Raw genomic sequence first — 14,936 nt, 5'->3', positions numbered from 1 at the left:
TTGGCGACGCATGGCGGCGAGACCAACGGCCCATCCCAGCGCGCACATCCATGGAGACCGGCCATGAGAACGATTCAGTGGCTCATGCTCACTTTCGCGACGACCGTCACCGCAAGCGGCCTTGCCGGCGCCCTCAGCCCTGCGAGCGCCGCCCCGCCTCCGCCGGCGAAGAACTGCCCGGCATTCGGCTGGTCGGAGGGACTTGGCAGTTATCTCAAGCCGGACGCCGCCTTCCCCACCTCCGACACCAAGACCATCCCGACGCCGGACTGCAATTTCCATCAATGGTCGTGGGAGGCCTTCGTCTGGGCGACGGCTCTGGTGAAGGATTCGGGCTCCGGCGCCGCCGTGCCGCGGTTCATGACCTTGGCGACGCCCGACGAGTTGCTCAACAACGCCGAGAATGCCGGCGCCCCACGGCCGCGCCCGCTGACCTTGGCGGCCCGTGCCCAGGTCTTCCACGGCATGGCCGGCTTCACCGAAGGCGCCGGCGCCATCGTCGAAGCCGACGGCAACATGCTGGTCGCGCAGAACGGCTATCCCGTCTACGCCTCGGTTCACATGAACCAGAGCTATTTCAACACCGCGCGCAAGAACCTGATCGCGACCGGCGGCTACCAGAGCCAGCCGGCAGATTCCTCCTTCGCCGTGGGCGATGCAGTGTTCAAGGCGACGTGGCTGCGGCTCGACCCCGGCCAGGCGCCGCCCGCGGGCGCCTATACGACCCAGGCACAGGTGCCGGTGCTGGAGAACAACGTCACCCCCGGCCTGATCACGATCCGGCCGGCGCCCGGCAAATTCGTCACGGTGACGGTGGCGCTGGTCGGCCTGCACGTCGTCGGCTACACCGAGAACCACCCTGAATTCCTGTGGGGCACGTTCGAGCTGAAGAACAACTCGCCGCAGACGCCGGACAACACCTTCGCGCCCTCGGCAAGCCGCTCGGATCCGAAGAACTATACCCTCTACAAGGGCAGCACGCCGTTCTCGCAGGTCAACATCGCGGCGCAGCCCGGTGCCAACCGGCCGCAACTGCGGCTCGATCCGGCGACCCAGAAGCTGACGCCGGTGACCAACGTCGTGCTCGAAAACCAGACCGGCGGCGAGAACCAGCCCAACGGCGTCGGCAACATCTTCGCGATCACGGCGCAAGCCCAGGGCTTTCTCTCCGGCCTGAAGGGCCCGCAATCGACGTTCGCGAACTACGCCCTCGACGGCACCGTCTGGATGCTCCCCAACTCGTACAATCTGAACAGCAACCAGACCAATGCGGTCGGTTCGGTCAATCTCGCCAACGCCACCGCCGAGACCTTCGTGCAGAACGCCGACAACACGCCGATCAAGAACGTGCTGAACTGCTTCCTGTGCCACAACCCGACGTCCTATTCGTTCCAGACGCCGCCGCCGGCCAAGCTGCCGAACCGGCTGATCGCGCTCAGCCACGTGCTGTCGATCGGCTCGCCCTACGAGGTGCCGAACTCGATCTCCGGCCGGCTCCTGATGCGGCCGGATCCGTTCAGGAAGTAGACCGACGACGCTTGCGCAGCGGTGCCGGCAACGGGGCCGCTGCCGTTTCGAGCCGATGGCAGATCTCAGGATCTGCCATCAAGCGATTGAACCGACGCCGGTTATCGGCGCGCTCCGAACCGCTGCTTGAGCGCTGGGATCAGGATGGCGCGGCAACCTGCTTCGGCTCCTGCGCTGCCTCAGCCTTCGTCTCAGCTCTGGCGACGAAGCCCTTGGCGAGGGCGTGATAGAGCCCCTCCTCGCAGATCAGGCGCGAGGTGCCGTAGGCGATCAGCGACGCCATCATCAGCGGCACCACCATGGCGTGGTTGTCGGTCATCTCGGTGACGATGACGAAGGCGGTGATCGGCGCCTGCACCACGCCGGCGAAATAGGCGACCATGCCGAGCAGCATGATCGGCGCCAGCGGCGACTGCTGGAACAGGCTGGCGACGTTGGCGCCGATGCCCGCCCCGACTGCGAGCGACGGCGCGAAGATGCCGCCGGGAATGCCGCTGATCGCGGCAAAGGTGGTGGCGAGGAATTTCAGCACGCCGAAATCGCTCGGCAGCGGCGTTCCGGTCTCCAGCGCGCCTTTCACCTGTGCATAGCCGGTGCCGTAGACCGTATCGCCCGAGGCCAGCCCGCACAGCGCGACGGCAAAGCCGCAGGCGAGCGCGAACGGCAGCGGGTGGCGTTTGATGAGGCGGCCGCCAGCGCCGGGCAGTCCGCGCGCCATGGTGATCAGGATGCGGCTGAACAGGCCGCCGGCGGCGCCGCCCAGGACCCCGCAGACGGGCACCGCCAGCCAGTCGATGCCCTTGCCGAGCGCGATCGGCGTCGTGCCGAAATAGGCGTAATTGCCCATCAGGGCCAGCGAGGTCAGGCCCGCGGCGATCACGGTGGCGATGATGAGGCTCGAGGTCCGCGTCTCGAAGGCACGGCTCATCTCCTCGATGCCGAACACGATGCCGGCCAGCGGCGTGTTGAAGGCGGCCGCGACCCCGGCGGCGGCGCCCGCCAGGATCAAGCCCGGCTGCCGCCGCGGCGACAGCCGGCCGAGCGCGAACATGATGGAGGCGCCGACCTGCACCGTCGGGCCCTCGCGGCCGACCGAGCCGCCGCACAACAACCCGAGCAGGGTCAAGAGCACCTTGCCGATGGCGATGCGGATCGACACCAGCGGGCTTCGCGCGCTCGTGTCGGTCAGGTGCCGAGCGGCGATCGCCTGCGGGATGCCGCTGCCTTGCGCATTCGGGAAGAAGCGCTGGGTCAGATAGACCGACAGCGCGAAGCCGGCGGGCGTCACGATCAGTGAGGCGTAGCGTGATTTCGACAGCAGCCAGTTGAAGGCGAGCTGGGCCAGGTCGGCGAGCTCCGCCAGGGCCACGGCCGCCGCGCCCACCATCAGGCCGCCAGCCACGAACAGCACCCGCCGCTGCCAGCGCGCCGAGGTCAGCTTGAGCCAACGCTTGCGGCGGGGGGTGATGGTCAGCATGGGCGCAACGGAGTCCGTTCTCTACGCAGGTGCAGCACCCTCGACGAAAATCAGCCGGCGGTCCAGCGCCTTCCCGCGTTCGCCCAGGGCGTCCGCGTATTCGGCCGACGCATACCATTCGCGCAGCCGGGCCATCGACGGGAACTCGACGATGATGAGGGTCTTGGCCGGCGGACTGCCCTCGACCGTCTCCGCGGTCCCGCCGCGGACCAGATAACGCCCGCCGTATTGCGCGATCGAGCGCGCCGCGAGCGTGCGATAGCGCTCCATCGCCTGGGCATCGCGCACCTCGACCTCGGAGATGACGTAGGCCGCCATGGCCGGCCTCAGGCGATGGTGTCGAGGATGCCGCCCTCGGCGCGCAGCGCGGCTCCGTTGGTGGCGGATGCCTGCTTGGAGGCGGCGTAGACGACCATGTTGGCGATCTCGTCAACGCTGGCGAAGCGCTGCAGCAGCGAGGCCGGCCGGTGCTGCTTGACGAAGGACGAGGCCGCCTCCTCCTCCGACTGGCCGTTCTGGCGGGCGAGATCCTTGACGAAGGTCTCGACGCCCTCCGACATCGTCGGTCCCGGCAGCACCGCGTTGACCGTGACGCCGGTGCCGCGGGTCAGCTTGGCGAGGCCGCGCGAGATCGCGAGCTGCGCGGTCTTGGTCATGCCGTAGTGGATCATCTCGGTCGGAATGTTTACCGCCGACTCCGAGGAGATGAAGATGATGCGGCCCCAGTCGCGCTTCAGCATGCCCTGCATGTAGGCGCGCGCCATGCGCACGCCGGACATCACGTTGATCTCGAAGAAGCGGCTCCAATCCTCGTCGGGAATGTCGAAGAAGTCCTTCGGCTCGAAGATGCCGGCATTGTTGACGAGGATGTCGACCTCGGGCAGCGCAGTGACGATGGCGTTGCAGCCGTCGATCTGAGCGACATCGCCGGCGACGCCGCGCAGCCTGGCGGCCGAAACCGCCTGCTTGAGCTTCGCGACCGCCTCATCGACACGGACCTGGCTGCGACCATTGACGACGACCTCCGCGCCTGCAGCGGCAAGCCCCTTGGCGATGGCAAAACCGATGCCGGCGGTCGAACCCGTGACGAGGGCGGTCTTTCCCGAGAGGTCGATGTGCATGAGCAGCTCTCCGTTGTGCTGAAGCAACGGATGTGGGGCGTCGTCGCGCCAACGCAACGCAGAGCTGATCCTCGAGAAGAACGGTGAATGGCGCGCGCAAATGCCGCCGGCGGCCTCCGTAGGGTGAGCAAAGCGGCCGCCGAAGGCGGCGGCGGGCCCACCATCGATCGACGAATTCTCGGTGAGATGGCGGGCGCGGCGCCGCCAAGAGCACGTGCGAGGCGACGGCGTCGACCCGTCTTTGCCCACCCTAGAAGCGACCCCCCTCAAACGAAAACGGCGCCCGAAGGCGCCATTCTGAAAACTCGGGTCGGATCGCCGCTTACGCGGCTTCCGAGGTCTCCTGCACCGGGCCGGAATCCTGCCCCTTGGCATCGACGTCGCGGTCGACGAACTCGATCACGGCCATCGCGGCGTTGTCGCCGTAGCGGAAGCCGGCCTTGATGATGCGGGTGTAGCCGCCGTTGCGGTCCTTGTAGCGGGGCGCCAGCACGTCGAACAGCTTCTTGACCTGGTCGACGTCGCGCATCTCGGCGATCGCCTGACGGCGCAGCGCGAGTCCGCCCTTCTTGCCGAGGGTGACGAGCTTCTCGACGATCGGCCGCAGCTCCTTGGCCTTCGGCAGCGTGGTGACGATCTGCTCGTGCTTGATCAGCGCGGCGCACATGTTAGCGAACATCGCCTTGCGGTGCTCGGCGGTGCGGTTGAGCTTCCGATGAACCTTGCCGTGACGCATAGTGTTAGTCCTTCATTTCAATCTGCCGCGACGGTTCGTCGGACATGTTGCTCAGGTGGGCTGCCTGCGTTCGCCCGGGTGGTTACGGTGGCGGGTAGGACCCTACCCGCCCGCCACTCAGTAGTGATCCTCGAAGCGCTTGGCCAGCTCGTCGATGTTCTCCGGCGGCCAGCCGGGCACTTCCATGCCGAGATGCAGACCCATCTGGGCCAGCACTTCCTTGATCTCGTTCAGCGATTTGCGGCCGAAGTTCGGGGTGCGCAGCATTTCCGCTTCCGACTTCTGCACGAGGTCGCCGATATAGACGATGTTGTCGTTCTTCAGGCAGTTCGCCGAACGCACCGACAGCTCGAGCTCGTCCACCTTCTTGAGGAAGGCCGGGTTGAAGGCGAGGTCCGGGATGATCTCCTGAGCGACTTCCTTGCGCGGCTCTTCGAAGTTGACGAACACGTTGAGCTGATCCTGCAGGATGCGCGCGGCATAGGCCACCGCGTCCTCCGGCGAGATCGCGCCGTTGGTCTCGATCGTCATGGTCAGCTTGTCGTAGTCGAGGATCTGGCCCTCGCGGGTGTTCTCGACCTTGTAGGAGACCTTGCGGACCGGAGAGAACAGGCTGTCGACCGGGATCAGGCCGATCGGCGCGTCCTCGGGACGGTTACGATCGGCGGCGACATAGCCCTTGCCGGTCGCGACCGTGAACTCCATGCGGATCTCGGCGCCCTCGTCCAGAGTGCAGAGCTGCAGGTCGGGGTTCAGAACGACGATATCGCCGACGGTCTGGATGTCGCCGGCGGTGACCGCGCCCGGACCCTGCTTCTTCACGACCATCCGCTTCGGGCCTTCGCCCTGCATCTTGATCGCGATGTCCTTGATGTTCAGCACGATGTCGGTGACGTCCTCGCGGACACCGGCGATCGAGGAGAACTCGTGCAGCACGCCGTCGATGTGCACCGACTGCACAGCGGCGCCCTGCAGCGACGACAGCAGGATGCGGCGCAGCGCATTGCCGAGCGTCTGGCCGAAACCGCGCTCCAGCGGCTCGGCAACCACGGTGGCGAAACGGGTCGCGTCGGAGCCCGGCGTGACCTGGAGCTTGTTCGGCCGAATCAATTCTTGCCAATTCTTCTGGATCGTCACTGTTTCACCCATGGGCCAGTCATGGGATCTGACTGACTGGCGTTGGAGAACCGCGCTTCAGATCGCGGCAGTCGAAATGTCTCAAAAGCACGACGAGGCGGACATGCTGTCCGCCTCTTTCAGATTAGACGCGCCGACGCTTGCGCGGGCGGCAACCATTGTGCGGGATCGTCGTCACGTCGCGGATCGAGGTGACGGTGAAACCCGCAGCCTGCAGCGCACGGAGCGCCGATTCACGGCCGGAGCCAGGGCCGGCAACCTCGACCTCGAGGGTGCGCATGCCATGTTCCTGAGCCTTCTTGGACACGTCCTCCGCCGCGACCTGGGCGGCATACGGGGTCGACTTGCGCGATCCCTTGAACCCCATCGTGCCGGCCGACGACCAGGCAATGGTGTTGCCCTGCGCGTCGGTAATGGTGATGGTGGTGTTGTTGAACGACGAATTCACATGGGCGACGCCGGAGGCGATGTTCTTGCGCTCACGACGGCGGACACGTGCGGCTTCCTTGGCCATATAAGTACCTTTCTCGAGATCTCAACGCCGCCGTAGTGCCAGCGGCTACACCAGAAAGGCGAATGGTGAATAGCGAGTAGCGAACAGGGATCGCCCCTATTCGCCACCCGCTATCAGCAGTTCGCCAGATTACTTCTTCTTGCCGGCAATCGCCTTGGCCGGTCCCTTGCGCGTGCGCGCATTGGTGTGGGTGCGCTGGCCGCGCACCGGCAGGCCGCGACGATGGCGCAGGCCGCGATAGCAGCCGAGGTCCATCAGACGCTTGATGTTGATGCCGGTCTCGCGCCGCAGGTCGCCCTCGACGACGTAGTCGCGGTCGATGATTTCGCGGATCTGCAGGACTTCCTGGTCGCTCAGCTGGTTGACGCGGCGATCCTCGGCGATCTTGACCTTGTCAATGATCTCGCCCGCGATCTTCGGGCCGATGCCATGGATATACTGGAGCGCGATCAGGACGCGCTTGTTGGTCGGGATGTTGACACCGGCAATACGGGCCACGGACTTCTCTCCTGTCACCGATCCCAGGATGGACCGGTCTTCGTTCTCGCTATCTCGGGCAGGCGTCCGCAAACGCGAACAAGACGCCCACCCCTCGATTCGTGGGGCCCGGCATCTTTGGAAAACCATCCGACTTGGATGCGGGCTTATTAATGGATTCACACGGCGGTCGTCAACCGCCCCTACAAGATTCGATCACCTCTTGGCGCGCTTTTTTGCAGCCTTTGCAGAGGTTTTCCGGGTTCCCTTGGCCGCCTTGGCAGCGAGCTTGGGAGCCTTCTTCGAGGCCTTGGAGGCTTTCTTGGGGGCCGCCTTTGCTCCCTTTTTGGCTGTCTTTGCGGCCTTTTTCGTCGGCGCAGGCGCCTTCGGAGCCTTTTTAGCGACCTTCTTGGCCGATTTGGCCGGCGCGGTCTTCCCCGCAGCCTTGGCACTGCGCTTGGCCGGGCTCGCCTTCTTCGCCGCCCGGCTGCCGCCGGTGTTACCGACGGCGGCCAGGATCCGTCCGATCTCCTCGGTGACCTGCTCGATCGGCATCATGCCGTCGACGGTCGCCAGCATCCGGTGGTCCGAATAATAGTGGATCAGAGGCTCGGTCTGGTCGCGGTAGCTGGCGAGGCGCTTAGTGAGGACCTCCGGCGTATCGTCGGCCCGCACGGCCTCGCCGCGCGCGCGGGTCTCGGCGGCCCGGCGCTCGACGCGCTCGAGCAGAACGCCCTCGTTGACGCGGAGCTCGATCACCGCGTCCAGCTTCATCTGCTTCTGCTTCAGCAGCGCATCCAGCGCCTCGGCCTGCGGCACCGTGCGCGGGAAGCCATCGAGGATGAAGCCATTGGCGGCGTCCGGCTGCTCGATACGGTCCGCGATGATGCCGACCACGACCTCGTCAGGCACCAATCCGCCGGCAGCCATGATGTCCTTGGCCTTGAGCCCGATCGGCGTTTGAGCGGCGACCGCGGCGCGCAGCATGTCGCCGGTCGACAGCTGAACGATGCCGTATTGCTGGACCAGGCGCTGCGCCTGCGTCCCCTTGCCCGAACCGGGCGGCCCCAGAAGAATGAGTCTCATCGAATTTCGCCCCCCGGCACACGGTGAGCGACCCTCCCGCACACCTTGTTCTTGGCTTGGTGGTTCCCGGGCCGCGATCCGCCGCTATCCGCGGCGGCGCCCCCGCAACTTCGACTTCCTGATCAGCCCCTCATACTGATGGGCGAGCAGATAACCCTGAACCTGCGCCACGGTATCCATCGTAACGCTGACCACGATCAGAAGCGAAGTGCCACCAAAGTAGAACGGGACGGAAGCGTAGGAAATCAGAATTTCCGGGATCAGACACACGATCGCCAGATAGATGGCGCCGAGCACGGTGATCCGCGACAGCACGTAATCGATATATTCCGCGGTGCGCTCGCCCGGCCTGATGCCCGGGATGAAGCCGCCATGCTTCTTCAGATTGTCGGCGGTCTCGGTCGGGTTGAACACGATCGCGGTGTAGAAGAAGGCGAAGAACAGAATCAGCGCCAGATACAGCACCAGGAACAGCGGCCGGCCGTGGCCGAGCTGGGTGGTGATCCACTGGAACCACTCGGGTCCCTTGCCGGCGTTGAAATTGGCGACCGTGGTCGGCAGCAGCAGCAGCGACGAGGCGAAGATCGGCGGGATCACGCCCGATGTGTTCAGCTTCAGCGGCAGATGCGAGGACTGGCCCTCGAACATCTTGTTGCCGACCTGGCGCTTCGGATACTGGATCAGGAGCCGGCGCTGGGCGCGCTCCACGAACACGATGAAGGCGATCACGGCAACCGCCATCACGATGACGATCAGGATCAGGCCGGTCGACAGCGCGCCCTGGCGGCCGAGTTCCAGCATGTTGGCGAGTGCAGAGGGCAGCTCCGCGACGATGCCGGACAGGATGATCAGCGAGATGCCGTTGCCGATGCCGCGCGAGGTGATCTGCTCGCCGAGCCACATCAGGAACATGGTGCCGCCGGTCAGCGTGATCGCGGTCGAGAGGCGGAAGAACAGGCCGGGATCGGCGACGACGTTGCCGGCGCCTTCGAGGCCGACGGCGATGCCGTAGGACTGCACGGCAGCCAGGATCACCGTCAGATAGCGGGTGTACTGGTTCAGCATCTTGCGGCCAGCCTCCCCCTCTTTCTTGAGGGCTTCGAGCTGGGGCGAGACGGTGGTGAGCAGCTGAATGATGATCGATGCCGAGATGTACGGCATGATGTTCAGCGCGAAGATCGCCATGCGGTGAATGCCGCCGCCGGCGAACATGTTGAACATGCCGAGAATGCCGCCGGCCTGGGTGCGGAACACCGAGTCCCAGATGTTCGGGTCGATGCCGGGCAGCGGAATGTAGGTGCCGAGGCGGTAGACCAGCAGCGCGCCGAGGGTGAACCAGATGCGCTTCTTCAGCTCATCGGCCTTCGCGAGCGCGCCGAAATTGAGGTTTGCCGCCAGTTGTTCCGCTGCTGAGGCCATGTCTAGCTTTCTCCCGCCGCCCTTCTTGACCGCATCAGCCCCGCGAGGGCTCGCGAGGCTTGGGCAGACGTCGGATATTATCTGGTACGCGAGCGCGTTCTGTCCATTGCCCTGCCCTCTCCAGCACAAGCCGGCAGCAGGGCAATGACGCAGATGTTACGCCGCCTCGCCTTCGTCCTTGGCTGGCGCCAGCAGCTTGACGGTGCCGCCGGCCTTCTCGACCGCCGCGATCGCCGACTTCGAGGCACCATGCACCTCGATGTTGATCTTGGCCTTGAGCTCGCCGCGGCCGAGCAGACGCACGCCGTCCTTGGCGCGGCGCAGCGCACCGGACTTCACGAGGGACTCGGCGTTGATCACGCTGCCGGCATCGAGCTTCTTGGCATCGATCGCCTGCTGGATCCGGTCGAGATTGATCTCGACGAAATCGAGCGCGAAGATGTTGTTGAAGCCGCGCTTCGGCAGACGGCGATGCATCGGCATCTGACCGCCTTCGAAGCCCTTGATGCGCACGCCGGAGCGCGCGGTCTGGCCCTTGCCGCCACGGCCCGAGGTCTTGCCCTTGCCGGAGCCGATGCCGCGGCCGACGCGCATGCGCTTCTTGCGCGCGCCGGCGTTGTCGGCGATATCGCTGAGCTTCATCGCCCTTCTCCTTACTTCTCGTCGACGATGCGGACGAGATGATGAACCTTGGTGATCATGCCGCGGACCGCCGGCGTATCCGGCAGTTCGGTCACGCGGCCGATCTTGTTGAGCTTCAACCCGATCAGCGTCTCGCGCTGCGAGTGATGCCGGCGGATCGGGCTGCCGATCTGCTCGATCTTGATCGTCTTGGCGCTAGCCATGGTCTTCACTCCGAGATGCGCCGGCCAGAGGCGGCGCGCGTTCGTTAGTCGGCAGCTGCCTCGGCATCGCCACCGACGCGGCGGGCCTGCAGGGTCGACACCTTGATGTTGCGGCGCGCGGCAACCGAGCGCGGTGAATCCTGGTGCTTCAGCGCGTTGAAGGTCGCGCGCACCATGTTGTACGGGTTGGACGAGCCGATCGACTTCGCCACCACGTCCTGGATGCCCAGCGTCTCGAACACGGCGCGCATCGGGCCGCCGGCGATGATGCCGGTACCGGCCGGAGCCGCACGCAGATAGACGCGGCCCGCACCGTGACGACCGAAGATGTCGTGGTGCAGGGTCCGGCCCTCGCGCAGCGCGACGCGGGTCAGGTTGCGCTTGGCGGAGTCCGTCGCCTTGCGGATCGCCTCCGGCACTTCGCGCGCCTTGCCGTGGCCGAAGCCGACCCGGCCCTTCTGATCGCCGATCACGACGAGCGCCGCAAAGCCGAAGCGCTTACCGCCCTTCACGACCTTCGCGACTCGGTTGATGTGGACGAGCTTGTCGACGAACTCGCTGTCGCGCTCCTCGCGCTCCTTGCGATCGCGACCGCCTCGTTCCCGTTCACCTGCCATGGTGCTATCCAATCTTCTGAGGGGCTCTCGCGCCCATATCCATTGATGTTAGAAGCTCAGCCCGCTCTCGCGCGCCGCGTCGGCCAGGGCCTTGACGCGACCGTGATAGAGATAGCCGCCGCGATCGAACACGACTTCCTTGATCCCCGCCTTCACCGCGCGCTCGGCGAGCAGCTTGCCCACCGCCTTCGCCGCATCGATGTCGGCACCGGTGTTGCCGGCCGAGCGCATCTCCTTCTCCATCGACGACGCGGAGGCGAGCGTCTCGCCCTTCTGATCGTCGATGACCTGAGCGTAGATGTGCTTCGACGAACGGAACACCGACAGGCGTGGACGGCCGCCGGCGGAGCGGCGCAGCGACAGCCTCACGCGCTGCTTGCGCCGGGCATTCGTAACCTTTGCTCTCGACATGTCCGGCTCCGTTACTTCTTCTTGCCTTCCTTGCGGAAGATGAATTCACCCGCGTACTTCACGCCCTTGCCCTTGTAGGGCTCCGGCGGCCGGTAGGCGCGGATTTCGGCGGCCACCTGGCCGACGCGCTGCGGGTCGATGCCCGTGACCGTGATCTCGGTCGGCTTCGGCACGGCGATCGTGATGCCCTCCGGGATCTGGTAGACGACGTCATGGCTGTAGCCGAGCGCGAGCTGCAGGTTCTTGCCCTGCATCGCGGCGCGGTAGCCGACGCCGGTGATCTCGAGCTTCTTCTCGAAGCCCTTGGTCACGCCTTCGACCAGGTTGGCGATCTGGGCGCGCGCGGTGCCGTACAGCGACCGGGCGCGCTTGGTCTCGGCGCGCGGGGCAACCTTGACCTGGCCGTTCTCGAACTTCACGTCCACGTCGTCATGGACGATGAACTGAAGCTGGCCCTTCGGCCCCTTCATCTTGACGGTCTGTCCGTCGACGGAGGCCGTCACTCCGGACGGCACCGCCACAGGCTTCTTGCCAATACGTGACATGGCTCAATCCTTCTTAGAACACCGTGAAGAGAACTTCACCGCCGACATTCGCGTCACGCGCGCTATGGTCGGCCATGATTCCCTTCGGCGTCGACAAAACAGAAATTCCGAGCCCGTTGTTCACGCGCGGCAGGTTCTTCACCGAGGTGTAGACGCGGCGGCCGGGCTTGGAGACGCGCTCGATCTCGCGGATCACGGGCTCGCCGTCGAAATATTTCAGCTCGATCTCGATCTCGCTGCGGCCCGACGGATGCTCCAGCGTGGCATAGCCGCGGATGTAGCCTTCGGACTTCAGCACCTCGAGCACGCTGGCGCGCATCTTGGAGCCGGGAGTCGAGACCTTCGACTTCGAGCGCATCTGCGCGTTGCGGATGCGGGTGATCAGATCGCTGATGGGATCGTGCGTTGACATGGTGCGATCCTCCTTACCAGCTCGACTTCACGAGGCCCGGAACCAGGCCCTTGGACCCGAGCTCGCGCAACGCGATGCGGCTCAGCTTGTTCTTGCGATAGTTCGACCGCGGACGGCCGGTCAGCTCGCACCGGTTGCGGATGCGGGTCGCCGACGAATTGCGCGGCATCTCGGCCAGCTTCAGGGTCGCGGCAAAGCGCTCCTCCATCGGCTTTTCCTTGTCGGCGATGATCGCCTTCAACCGGGCGCGCTTCGGGGCGGCGTTCTTGGCCATCCGCTTGCGCCGGTTGTTCTTCTCGACTGAACTCTTCTTTGCCATGCTTGGCTCCTGGGTATCCGCGTTTGAGAGGCTGTTCAGCGTCTCACTGCCGGAACGGGAAATTGAATGCGGTCAGAAGGGCACGGGCCTCGTCGTCGGTCGTCGCGGTGGTGCACACCGTGATGTCCATGCCCCAGCTCTCCCCGGCCTTGTCAAAGTCGATCTCGGGGAAAATGATGTGCTCCTTGATGCCGAGCGAATAGTTGCCGCGGCCGTCGAAGCTCTTCGGGTTCAGGCCGCGGAAGTCGCGGACGCGCGGCAGCGCGACGTTGATCAGGCGGTCGATGAACTCGTACATCTTGGTCTTGCGCAAGGTGACCTTGCAGCCGATCGGCTGGTTCTCGCGCAGCTTGAAGGTCGCGATGGCGACGCGCGAATAGGTCACGACCGCCTTCTGGCCGGCGATCAGCGACAGGTCGGCCGCCGCCGTCTCCGCCTTCTTGCGGTCGTTAACCGCCTCGCCGATGCCCATGTTGAGCACGACCTTGTCGAGCCGCGGCACCTGCATGACGTTGGCGTAGCCGAACTTCTCGGTCAGCTGGCTCTTGATCTTGCGATCATATTCCTCGCGCAGGCGCGGGGTGTAAGCGGTCTCAGCCATCGATCTCAACTCCCGAGCTCTTGGCAACGCGGACCTTCTTGCCGTCCGCCTGAATCTTGAATCCAACGCGCGTCGGCTTGCCGTCCTTGCCGACATACGCGACGTTAGACAGGTTGATCGGCGCCTCCTTGGAGATGATGCCGCCTTCCTGGTTCTGGGTCTGCTTCTGGTGACGCTTCACCAGGTTGATGCCGCGTACCAGCGCGGTGCCCTCGTCGGGACGCACCTCGAACACCTCCCCGGTGCGACCCTTGTCGCGGCCGGTCAGGACGATCACCTTGTCGCCCTTGCGGATCTTGGCAGCCATCACAGCACCTCCGGCGCAAGCGAAATGATCTTCATGTGGTTCTTGGCGCGCAGTTCGCGCGGCACCGGCCCGAAGATGCGGGTGCCGACCGGCTCCGACTGGTTGTTGATCAGGACGGCCGCGTTGCGGTCGAAGCGGATCACCGAGCCGTCGGCGCGGCGGATGTCCTTGCGGACGCGCACCACGACGGCCTTCATGACGTCGCCCTTCTTCACCTTGCCACGCGGAATGGCTTCCTTGATCGACACCACGATGATGTCGCCGACGGTGGCATAGCGGCGCTTCGAGCCGCCCAGCACCTTGATACACATGACACGGCGTGCGCCGGAATTATCGGCCACGTCGAGGTTGGTCTGCATCTGAATCATTGATGCACCTCGTCCTCTTCATCTGCTGCGCAGGAAAGCTGCGCCTTGTTTGATCCCGAAAGCGAAACCGGCCCCTTTGACAGGGCCGCGTCTCGCGCCTCAGGCGGTTTTCTTGTGCTCGCCCCGGATCACGGTCCAGCGCTTGAGCTTCGAGATCGGCTTGCTCTCCTCGATCCACACCATGTCGCCCGGCTTGAACTCGTTGTTCTCGTCGTGCGCGTGGTAGTTCTTCGAGCGGCGGATGGTCTTCTTGTAGATCGGGTGGGTGAAGCGCCGGTCGACGCGCACAACGATCGTCTTGGCCTGCTTGTCGCTGACGACGACGCCCTGAAGGGTCCGTTTCGGCATGTCGAGCCTCTTACTTCGTCTTGGCGCGCTGCTGCGCGGCGATGGTCTTGATACGGGCGATGTCGCGGCGCGCCTCACGCAGCCGCGCGGTATTCTCCAGCTGCCCGGTGGCACGCTGGAAGCGCAGGTTGAAGCGCTCCTTCTTCAGATTGACGATCGCATCGTCCATCTGGTCGGGGCTCATCGCGCGAATGTCGGCAATCTTCATCTCGGCCATGACCATTACTCCGCAATGCGTTCGACGAAGCGCGTCTTGATCGGCAGCTTGGCGGCCGCCAGCAGCAGCGCCTCGCGCGCGATCTGGTTGCTCACGCCGTCGATCTCGAACATCACCCGGCCCGGCTTGACGCGGGCCACCCACAATTCCGGCGAGCCCTTGCCGGAGCCCATGCGGACCTCGGCCGGCTTTTTCGACACCGGAAGATCCGGGAACACGCGAATCCAGACGCGGCCGGCGCGCTTCATGTGACGGGTCAAGGCACGACGAGCGGCCTCGATCTGGCGCGCGGTGACGCGATCCGGCTCCATCGCCTTCAGCCCGAACTGGCCGAAGGCCAGCGTCGCGCCCGAGGACGCAACGCCGTGGATACGGCCCTTATGCGCCTTTCGGAACTTGGTCTTCTTTGGTTGCATCATGGCTTTGAGCCCTCAAACCTGTCTTGTCGCGGC

Annotated in this window: 23 protein-coding genes; 1 reads left to right on the top strand and 22 read right to left on the bottom strand. The window is 65.2% G+C overall.

Annotated features, from left to right (window positions below):
* The first annotated feature begins 63 nt into the window (after positions 1-63).
* Entirely contained in the window at positions 64-1,527 is a 1,464-nt protein-coding gene (locus ACQR1H_RS03775; protein ID WP_316177119.1) for a hypothetical protein, read from the top strand.
* A gap of 139 nt (positions 1,528-1,666) precedes the next feature.
* Here the strand turns inward: ACQR1H_RS03775 and ACQR1H_RS03770 are convergent, their stop codons facing one another.
* The 22 genes from ACQR1H_RS03770 to rplP all read right to left on the bottom strand — a co-directional run bounded on the left by ACQR1H_RS03770 (position 1,667) and on the right by rplP (position 14,903).
* Positions 1,667-3,004, bottom strand: a complete 1,338-nt coding sequence (locus tag ACQR1H_RS03770; protein ID WP_316237735.1) for a chloride channel protein — start codon at positions 3,002-3,004, stop codon at positions 1,667-1,669.
* 21 nt (positions 3,005-3,025) lie between these two features.
* A complete protein-coding gene (locus tag ACQR1H_RS03765; RefSeq protein WP_316237734.1) occupies positions 3,026-3,322 on the bottom strand; it encodes a DUF1330 domain-containing protein in 297 nt (98 codons plus the stop codon).
* 8 nt (positions 3,323-3,330) lie between these two features.
* Positions 3,331-4,125: an SDR family NAD(P)-dependent oxidoreductase gene (locus ACQR1H_RS03760; RefSeq protein ID WP_316237733.1), complete on the bottom strand. Its 795-nt coding sequence runs from the start codon at positions 4,123-4,125 to the stop codon at positions 3,331-3,333.
* Positions 4,126-4,447: 322 nt separating this feature from the next.
* Positions 4,448-4,861, bottom strand: a complete 414-nt coding sequence (gene rplQ, locus ACQR1H_RS03755; RefSeq protein WP_006611863.1) for a 50S ribosomal protein L17 — start codon at positions 4,859-4,861, stop codon at positions 4,448-4,450.
* A gap of 117 nt (positions 4,862-4,978) precedes the next feature.
* Entirely contained in the window at positions 4,979-6,010 is a 1,032-nt protein-coding gene (locus ACQR1H_RS03750) for a DNA-directed RNA polymerase subunit alpha (protein WP_315800968.1), read from the bottom strand.
* A 112-nt stretch (positions 6,011-6,122) separates the two neighbouring features.
* Positions 6,123-6,512, bottom strand: a complete 390-nt coding sequence (gene rpsK, locus ACQR1H_RS03745; RefSeq protein WP_006611861.1) for a 30S ribosomal protein S11 — start codon at positions 6,510-6,512, stop codon at positions 6,123-6,125.
* Positions 6,513-6,641: 129 nt separating this feature from the next.
* A complete protein-coding gene (gene rpsM, locus ACQR1H_RS03740; protein ID WP_315714555.1) occupies positions 6,642-7,010 on the bottom strand; it encodes a 30S ribosomal protein S13 in 369 nt (122 codons plus the stop codon).
* A 195-nt stretch (positions 7,011-7,205) separates the two neighbouring features.
* The gene (locus ACQR1H_RS03735; RefSeq protein WP_316177111.1) at positions 7,206-8,075 is read right to left on the bottom strand and encodes an adenylate kinase; all 870 of its coding nucleotides are present in this window, start codon (positions 8,073-8,075) and stop codon (positions 7,206-7,208) included.
* Positions 8,076-8,159: 84 nt separating this feature from the next.
* Positions 8,160-9,494, bottom strand: a complete 1,335-nt coding sequence (secY, locus tag ACQR1H_RS03730) for a preprotein translocase subunit SecY (protein ID WP_315714557.1) — start codon at positions 9,492-9,494, stop codon at positions 8,160-8,162.
* A 156-nt stretch (positions 9,495-9,650) separates the two neighbouring features.
* The gene (gene rplO / locus ACQR1H_RS03725) at positions 9,651-10,136 is read right to left on the bottom strand and encodes a 50S ribosomal protein L15 (RefSeq protein WP_009031841.1); all 486 of its coding nucleotides are present in this window, start codon (positions 10,134-10,136) and stop codon (positions 9,651-9,653) included.
* An 11-nt stretch (positions 10,137-10,147) separates the two neighbouring features.
* Positions 10,148-10,339 (bottom strand): 50S ribosomal protein L30, encoded by a 192-nt coding sequence (rpmD, locus tag ACQR1H_RS03720; protein WP_006611856.1) that lies wholly within the window; start codon positions 10,337-10,339, stop codon positions 10,148-10,150.
* Between the two features lie 44 nt (positions 10,340-10,383).
* A complete protein-coding gene (gene rpsE / locus ACQR1H_RS03715; RefSeq protein WP_006611855.1) occupies positions 10,384-10,956 on the bottom strand; it encodes a 30S ribosomal protein S5 in 573 nt (190 codons plus the stop codon).
* Positions 10,957-11,004: 48 nt separating this feature from the next.
* Entirely contained in the window at positions 11,005-11,367 is a 363-nt protein-coding gene (gene rplR / locus ACQR1H_RS03710; protein WP_006611854.1) for a 50S ribosomal protein L18, read from the bottom strand.
* An 11-nt stretch (positions 11,368-11,378) separates the two neighbouring features.
* Entirely contained in the window at positions 11,379-11,912 is a 534-nt protein-coding gene (gene rplF, locus ACQR1H_RS03705) for a 50S ribosomal protein L6 (RefSeq protein ID WP_172108074.1), read from the bottom strand.
* A 13-nt stretch (positions 11,913-11,925) separates the two neighbouring features.
* The gene (gene rpsH / locus ACQR1H_RS03700; RefSeq protein ID WP_315714559.1) at positions 11,926-12,324 is read right to left on the bottom strand and encodes a 30S ribosomal protein S8; all 399 of its coding nucleotides are present in this window, start codon (positions 12,322-12,324) and stop codon (positions 11,926-11,928) included.
* A 13-nt stretch (positions 12,325-12,337) separates the two neighbouring features.
* Positions 12,338-12,643: a 30S ribosomal protein S14 gene (gene rpsN, locus ACQR1H_RS03695; protein ID WP_315800970.1), complete on the bottom strand. Its 306-nt coding sequence runs from the start codon at positions 12,641-12,643 to the stop codon at positions 12,338-12,340.
* A gap of 43 nt (positions 12,644-12,686) precedes the next feature.
* The gene (gene rplE, locus ACQR1H_RS03690) at positions 12,687-13,244 is read right to left on the bottom strand and encodes a 50S ribosomal protein L5 (protein WP_315800971.1); all 558 of its coding nucleotides are present in this window, start codon (positions 13,242-13,244) and stop codon (positions 12,687-12,689) included.
* Complete coding sequence (gene rplX, locus ACQR1H_RS03685) at positions 13,237-13,551, bottom strand: 50S ribosomal protein L24 (RefSeq protein WP_315737601.1); 315 nt, start codon at positions 13,549-13,551, stop codon at positions 13,237-13,239. Before rplX ends, rplE begins: the two co-directional genes overlap by 8 nt.
* The gene (gene rplN, locus ACQR1H_RS03680) at positions 13,551-13,919 is read right to left on the bottom strand and encodes a 50S ribosomal protein L14 (RefSeq protein WP_006611848.1); all 369 of its coding nucleotides are present in this window, start codon (positions 13,917-13,919) and stop codon (positions 13,551-13,553) included. Before rplN ends, rplX begins: the two co-directional genes overlap by 1 nt.
* A gap of 99 nt (positions 13,920-14,018) precedes the next feature.
* Positions 14,019-14,267: a 30S ribosomal protein S17 gene (gene rpsQ, locus ACQR1H_RS03675; RefSeq protein ID WP_015667612.1), complete on the bottom strand. Its 249-nt coding sequence runs from the start codon at positions 14,265-14,267 to the stop codon at positions 14,019-14,021.
* Positions 14,268-14,277: 10 nt separating this feature from the next.
* Positions 14,278-14,484, bottom strand: coding sequence for a 50S ribosomal protein L29 (gene rpmC / locus ACQR1H_RS03670; protein WP_006611846.1), 207 nt, complete (start codon positions 14,482-14,484; stop codon positions 14,278-14,280).
* Positions 14,485-14,489: 5 nt separating this feature from the next.
* Entirely contained in the window at positions 14,490-14,903 is a 414-nt protein-coding gene (rplP, locus tag ACQR1H_RS03665; RefSeq protein WP_008963467.1) for a 50S ribosomal protein L16, read from the bottom strand.
* Positions 14,904-14,936: the final 33 nt, after the last annotated feature.

This window comes from Bradyrhizobium sp. HKCCYLRH2015 (genome assembly GCF_051168215.1).
Taxonomy (GTDB): domain Bacteria; phylum Pseudomonadota; class Alphaproteobacteria; order Rhizobiales; family Xanthobacteraceae; genus Bradyrhizobium.
The sequence above is the reverse complement of the archived record's forward strand: the minus strand, read 5'-3'. Positions and strand labels throughout refer to the sequence as shown.

What these genes read in the sequence shown, in the direction of transcription:
- ACQR1H_RS03775 (WP_316177119.1), top strand. Translation starts at nt 64, where the DNA reads ATGAGAACGATTCAGTGGCTCATGCTCACTTTCGCGACGACCGTCACC.
- ACQR1H_RS03770 (WP_316237735.1), bottom strand. Translation starts at nt 3,004, where the DNA reads ATGCTGACCATCACCCCCCGCCGCAAGCGTTGGCTCAAGCTGACCTCG.
- ACQR1H_RS03765 (WP_316237734.1), bottom strand. Translation starts at nt 3,322, where the DNA reads ATGGCGGCCTACGTCATCTCCGAGGTCGAGGTGCGCGATGCCCAGGCG.
- ACQR1H_RS03760 (WP_316237733.1), bottom strand. Translation starts at nt 4,125, where the DNA reads ATGCACATCGACCTCTCGGGAAAGACCGCCCTCGTCACGGGTTCGACC.
- rplQ (WP_006611863.1), bottom strand. Translation starts at nt 4,861, where the DNA reads ATGCGTCACGGCAAGGTTCATCGGAAGCTCAACCGCACCGCCGAGCAC.
- ACQR1H_RS03750 (WP_315800968.1), bottom strand. Translation starts at nt 6,010, where the DNA reads ATGGGTGAAACAGTGACGATCCAGAAGAATTGGCAAGAATTGATTCGG.
- rpsK (WP_006611861.1), bottom strand. Translation starts at nt 6,512, where the DNA reads ATGGCCAAGGAAGCCGCACGTGTCCGCCGTCGTGAGCGCAAGAACATC.
- ACQR1H_RS03735 (WP_316177111.1), bottom strand. Translation starts at nt 8,075, where the DNA reads ATGAGACTCATTCTTCTGGGGCCGCCCGGTTCGGGCAAGGGGACGCAG.
- secY (WP_315714557.1), bottom strand. Translation starts at nt 9,494, where the DNA reads ATGGCCTCAGCAGCGGAACAACTGGCGGCAAACCTCAATTTCGGCGCG.
- rplO (WP_009031841.1), bottom strand. Translation starts at nt 10,136, where the DNA reads ATGAAGCTCAGCGATATCGCCGACAACGCCGGCGCGCGCAAGAAGCGC.
- rpmD (WP_006611856.1), bottom strand. Translation starts at nt 10,339, where the DNA reads ATGGCTAGCGCCAAGACGATCAAGATCGAGCAGATCGGCAGCCCGATC.
- rpsE (WP_006611855.1), bottom strand. Translation starts at nt 10,956, where the DNA reads ATGGCAGGTGAACGGGAACGAGGCGGTCGCGATCGCAAGGAGCGCGAG.
- rplR (WP_006611854.1), bottom strand. Translation starts at nt 11,367, where the DNA reads ATGTCGAGAGCAAAGGTTACGAATGCCCGGCGCAAGCAGCGCGTGAGG.
- rplF (WP_172108074.1), bottom strand. Translation starts at nt 11,912, where the DNA reads ATGTCACGTATTGGCAAGAAGCCTGTGGCGGTGCCGTCCGGAGTGACG.
- rpsH (WP_315714559.1), bottom strand. Translation starts at nt 12,324, where the DNA reads ATGTCAACGCACGATCCCATCAGCGATCTGATCACCCGCATCCGCAAC.
- rpsN (WP_315800970.1), bottom strand. Translation starts at nt 12,643, where the DNA reads ATGGCAAAGAAGAGTTCAGTCGAGAAGAACAACCGGCGCAAGCGGATG.
- rplE (WP_315800971.1), bottom strand. Translation starts at nt 13,244, where the DNA reads ATGGCTGAGACCGCTTACACCCCGCGCCTGCGCGAGGAATATGATCGC.
- rplX (WP_315737601.1), bottom strand. Translation starts at nt 13,551, where the DNA reads ATGGCTGCCAAGATCCGCAAGGGCGACAAGGTGATCGTCCTGACCGGC.
- rplN (WP_006611848.1), bottom strand. Translation starts at nt 13,919, where the DNA reads ATGATTCAGATGCAGACCAACCTCGACGTGGCCGATAATTCCGGCGCA.
- rpsQ (WP_015667612.1), bottom strand. Translation starts at nt 14,267, where the DNA reads ATGCCGAAACGGACCCTTCAGGGCGTCGTCGTCAGCGACAAGCAGGCC.
- rpmC (WP_006611846.1), bottom strand. Translation starts at nt 14,484, where the DNA reads ATGGCCGAGATGAAGATTGCCGACATTCGCGCGATGAGCCCCGACCAG.
- rplP (WP_008963467.1), bottom strand. Translation starts at nt 14,903, where the DNA reads ATGATGCAACCAAAGAAGACCAAGTTCCGAAAGGCGCATAAGGGCCGT.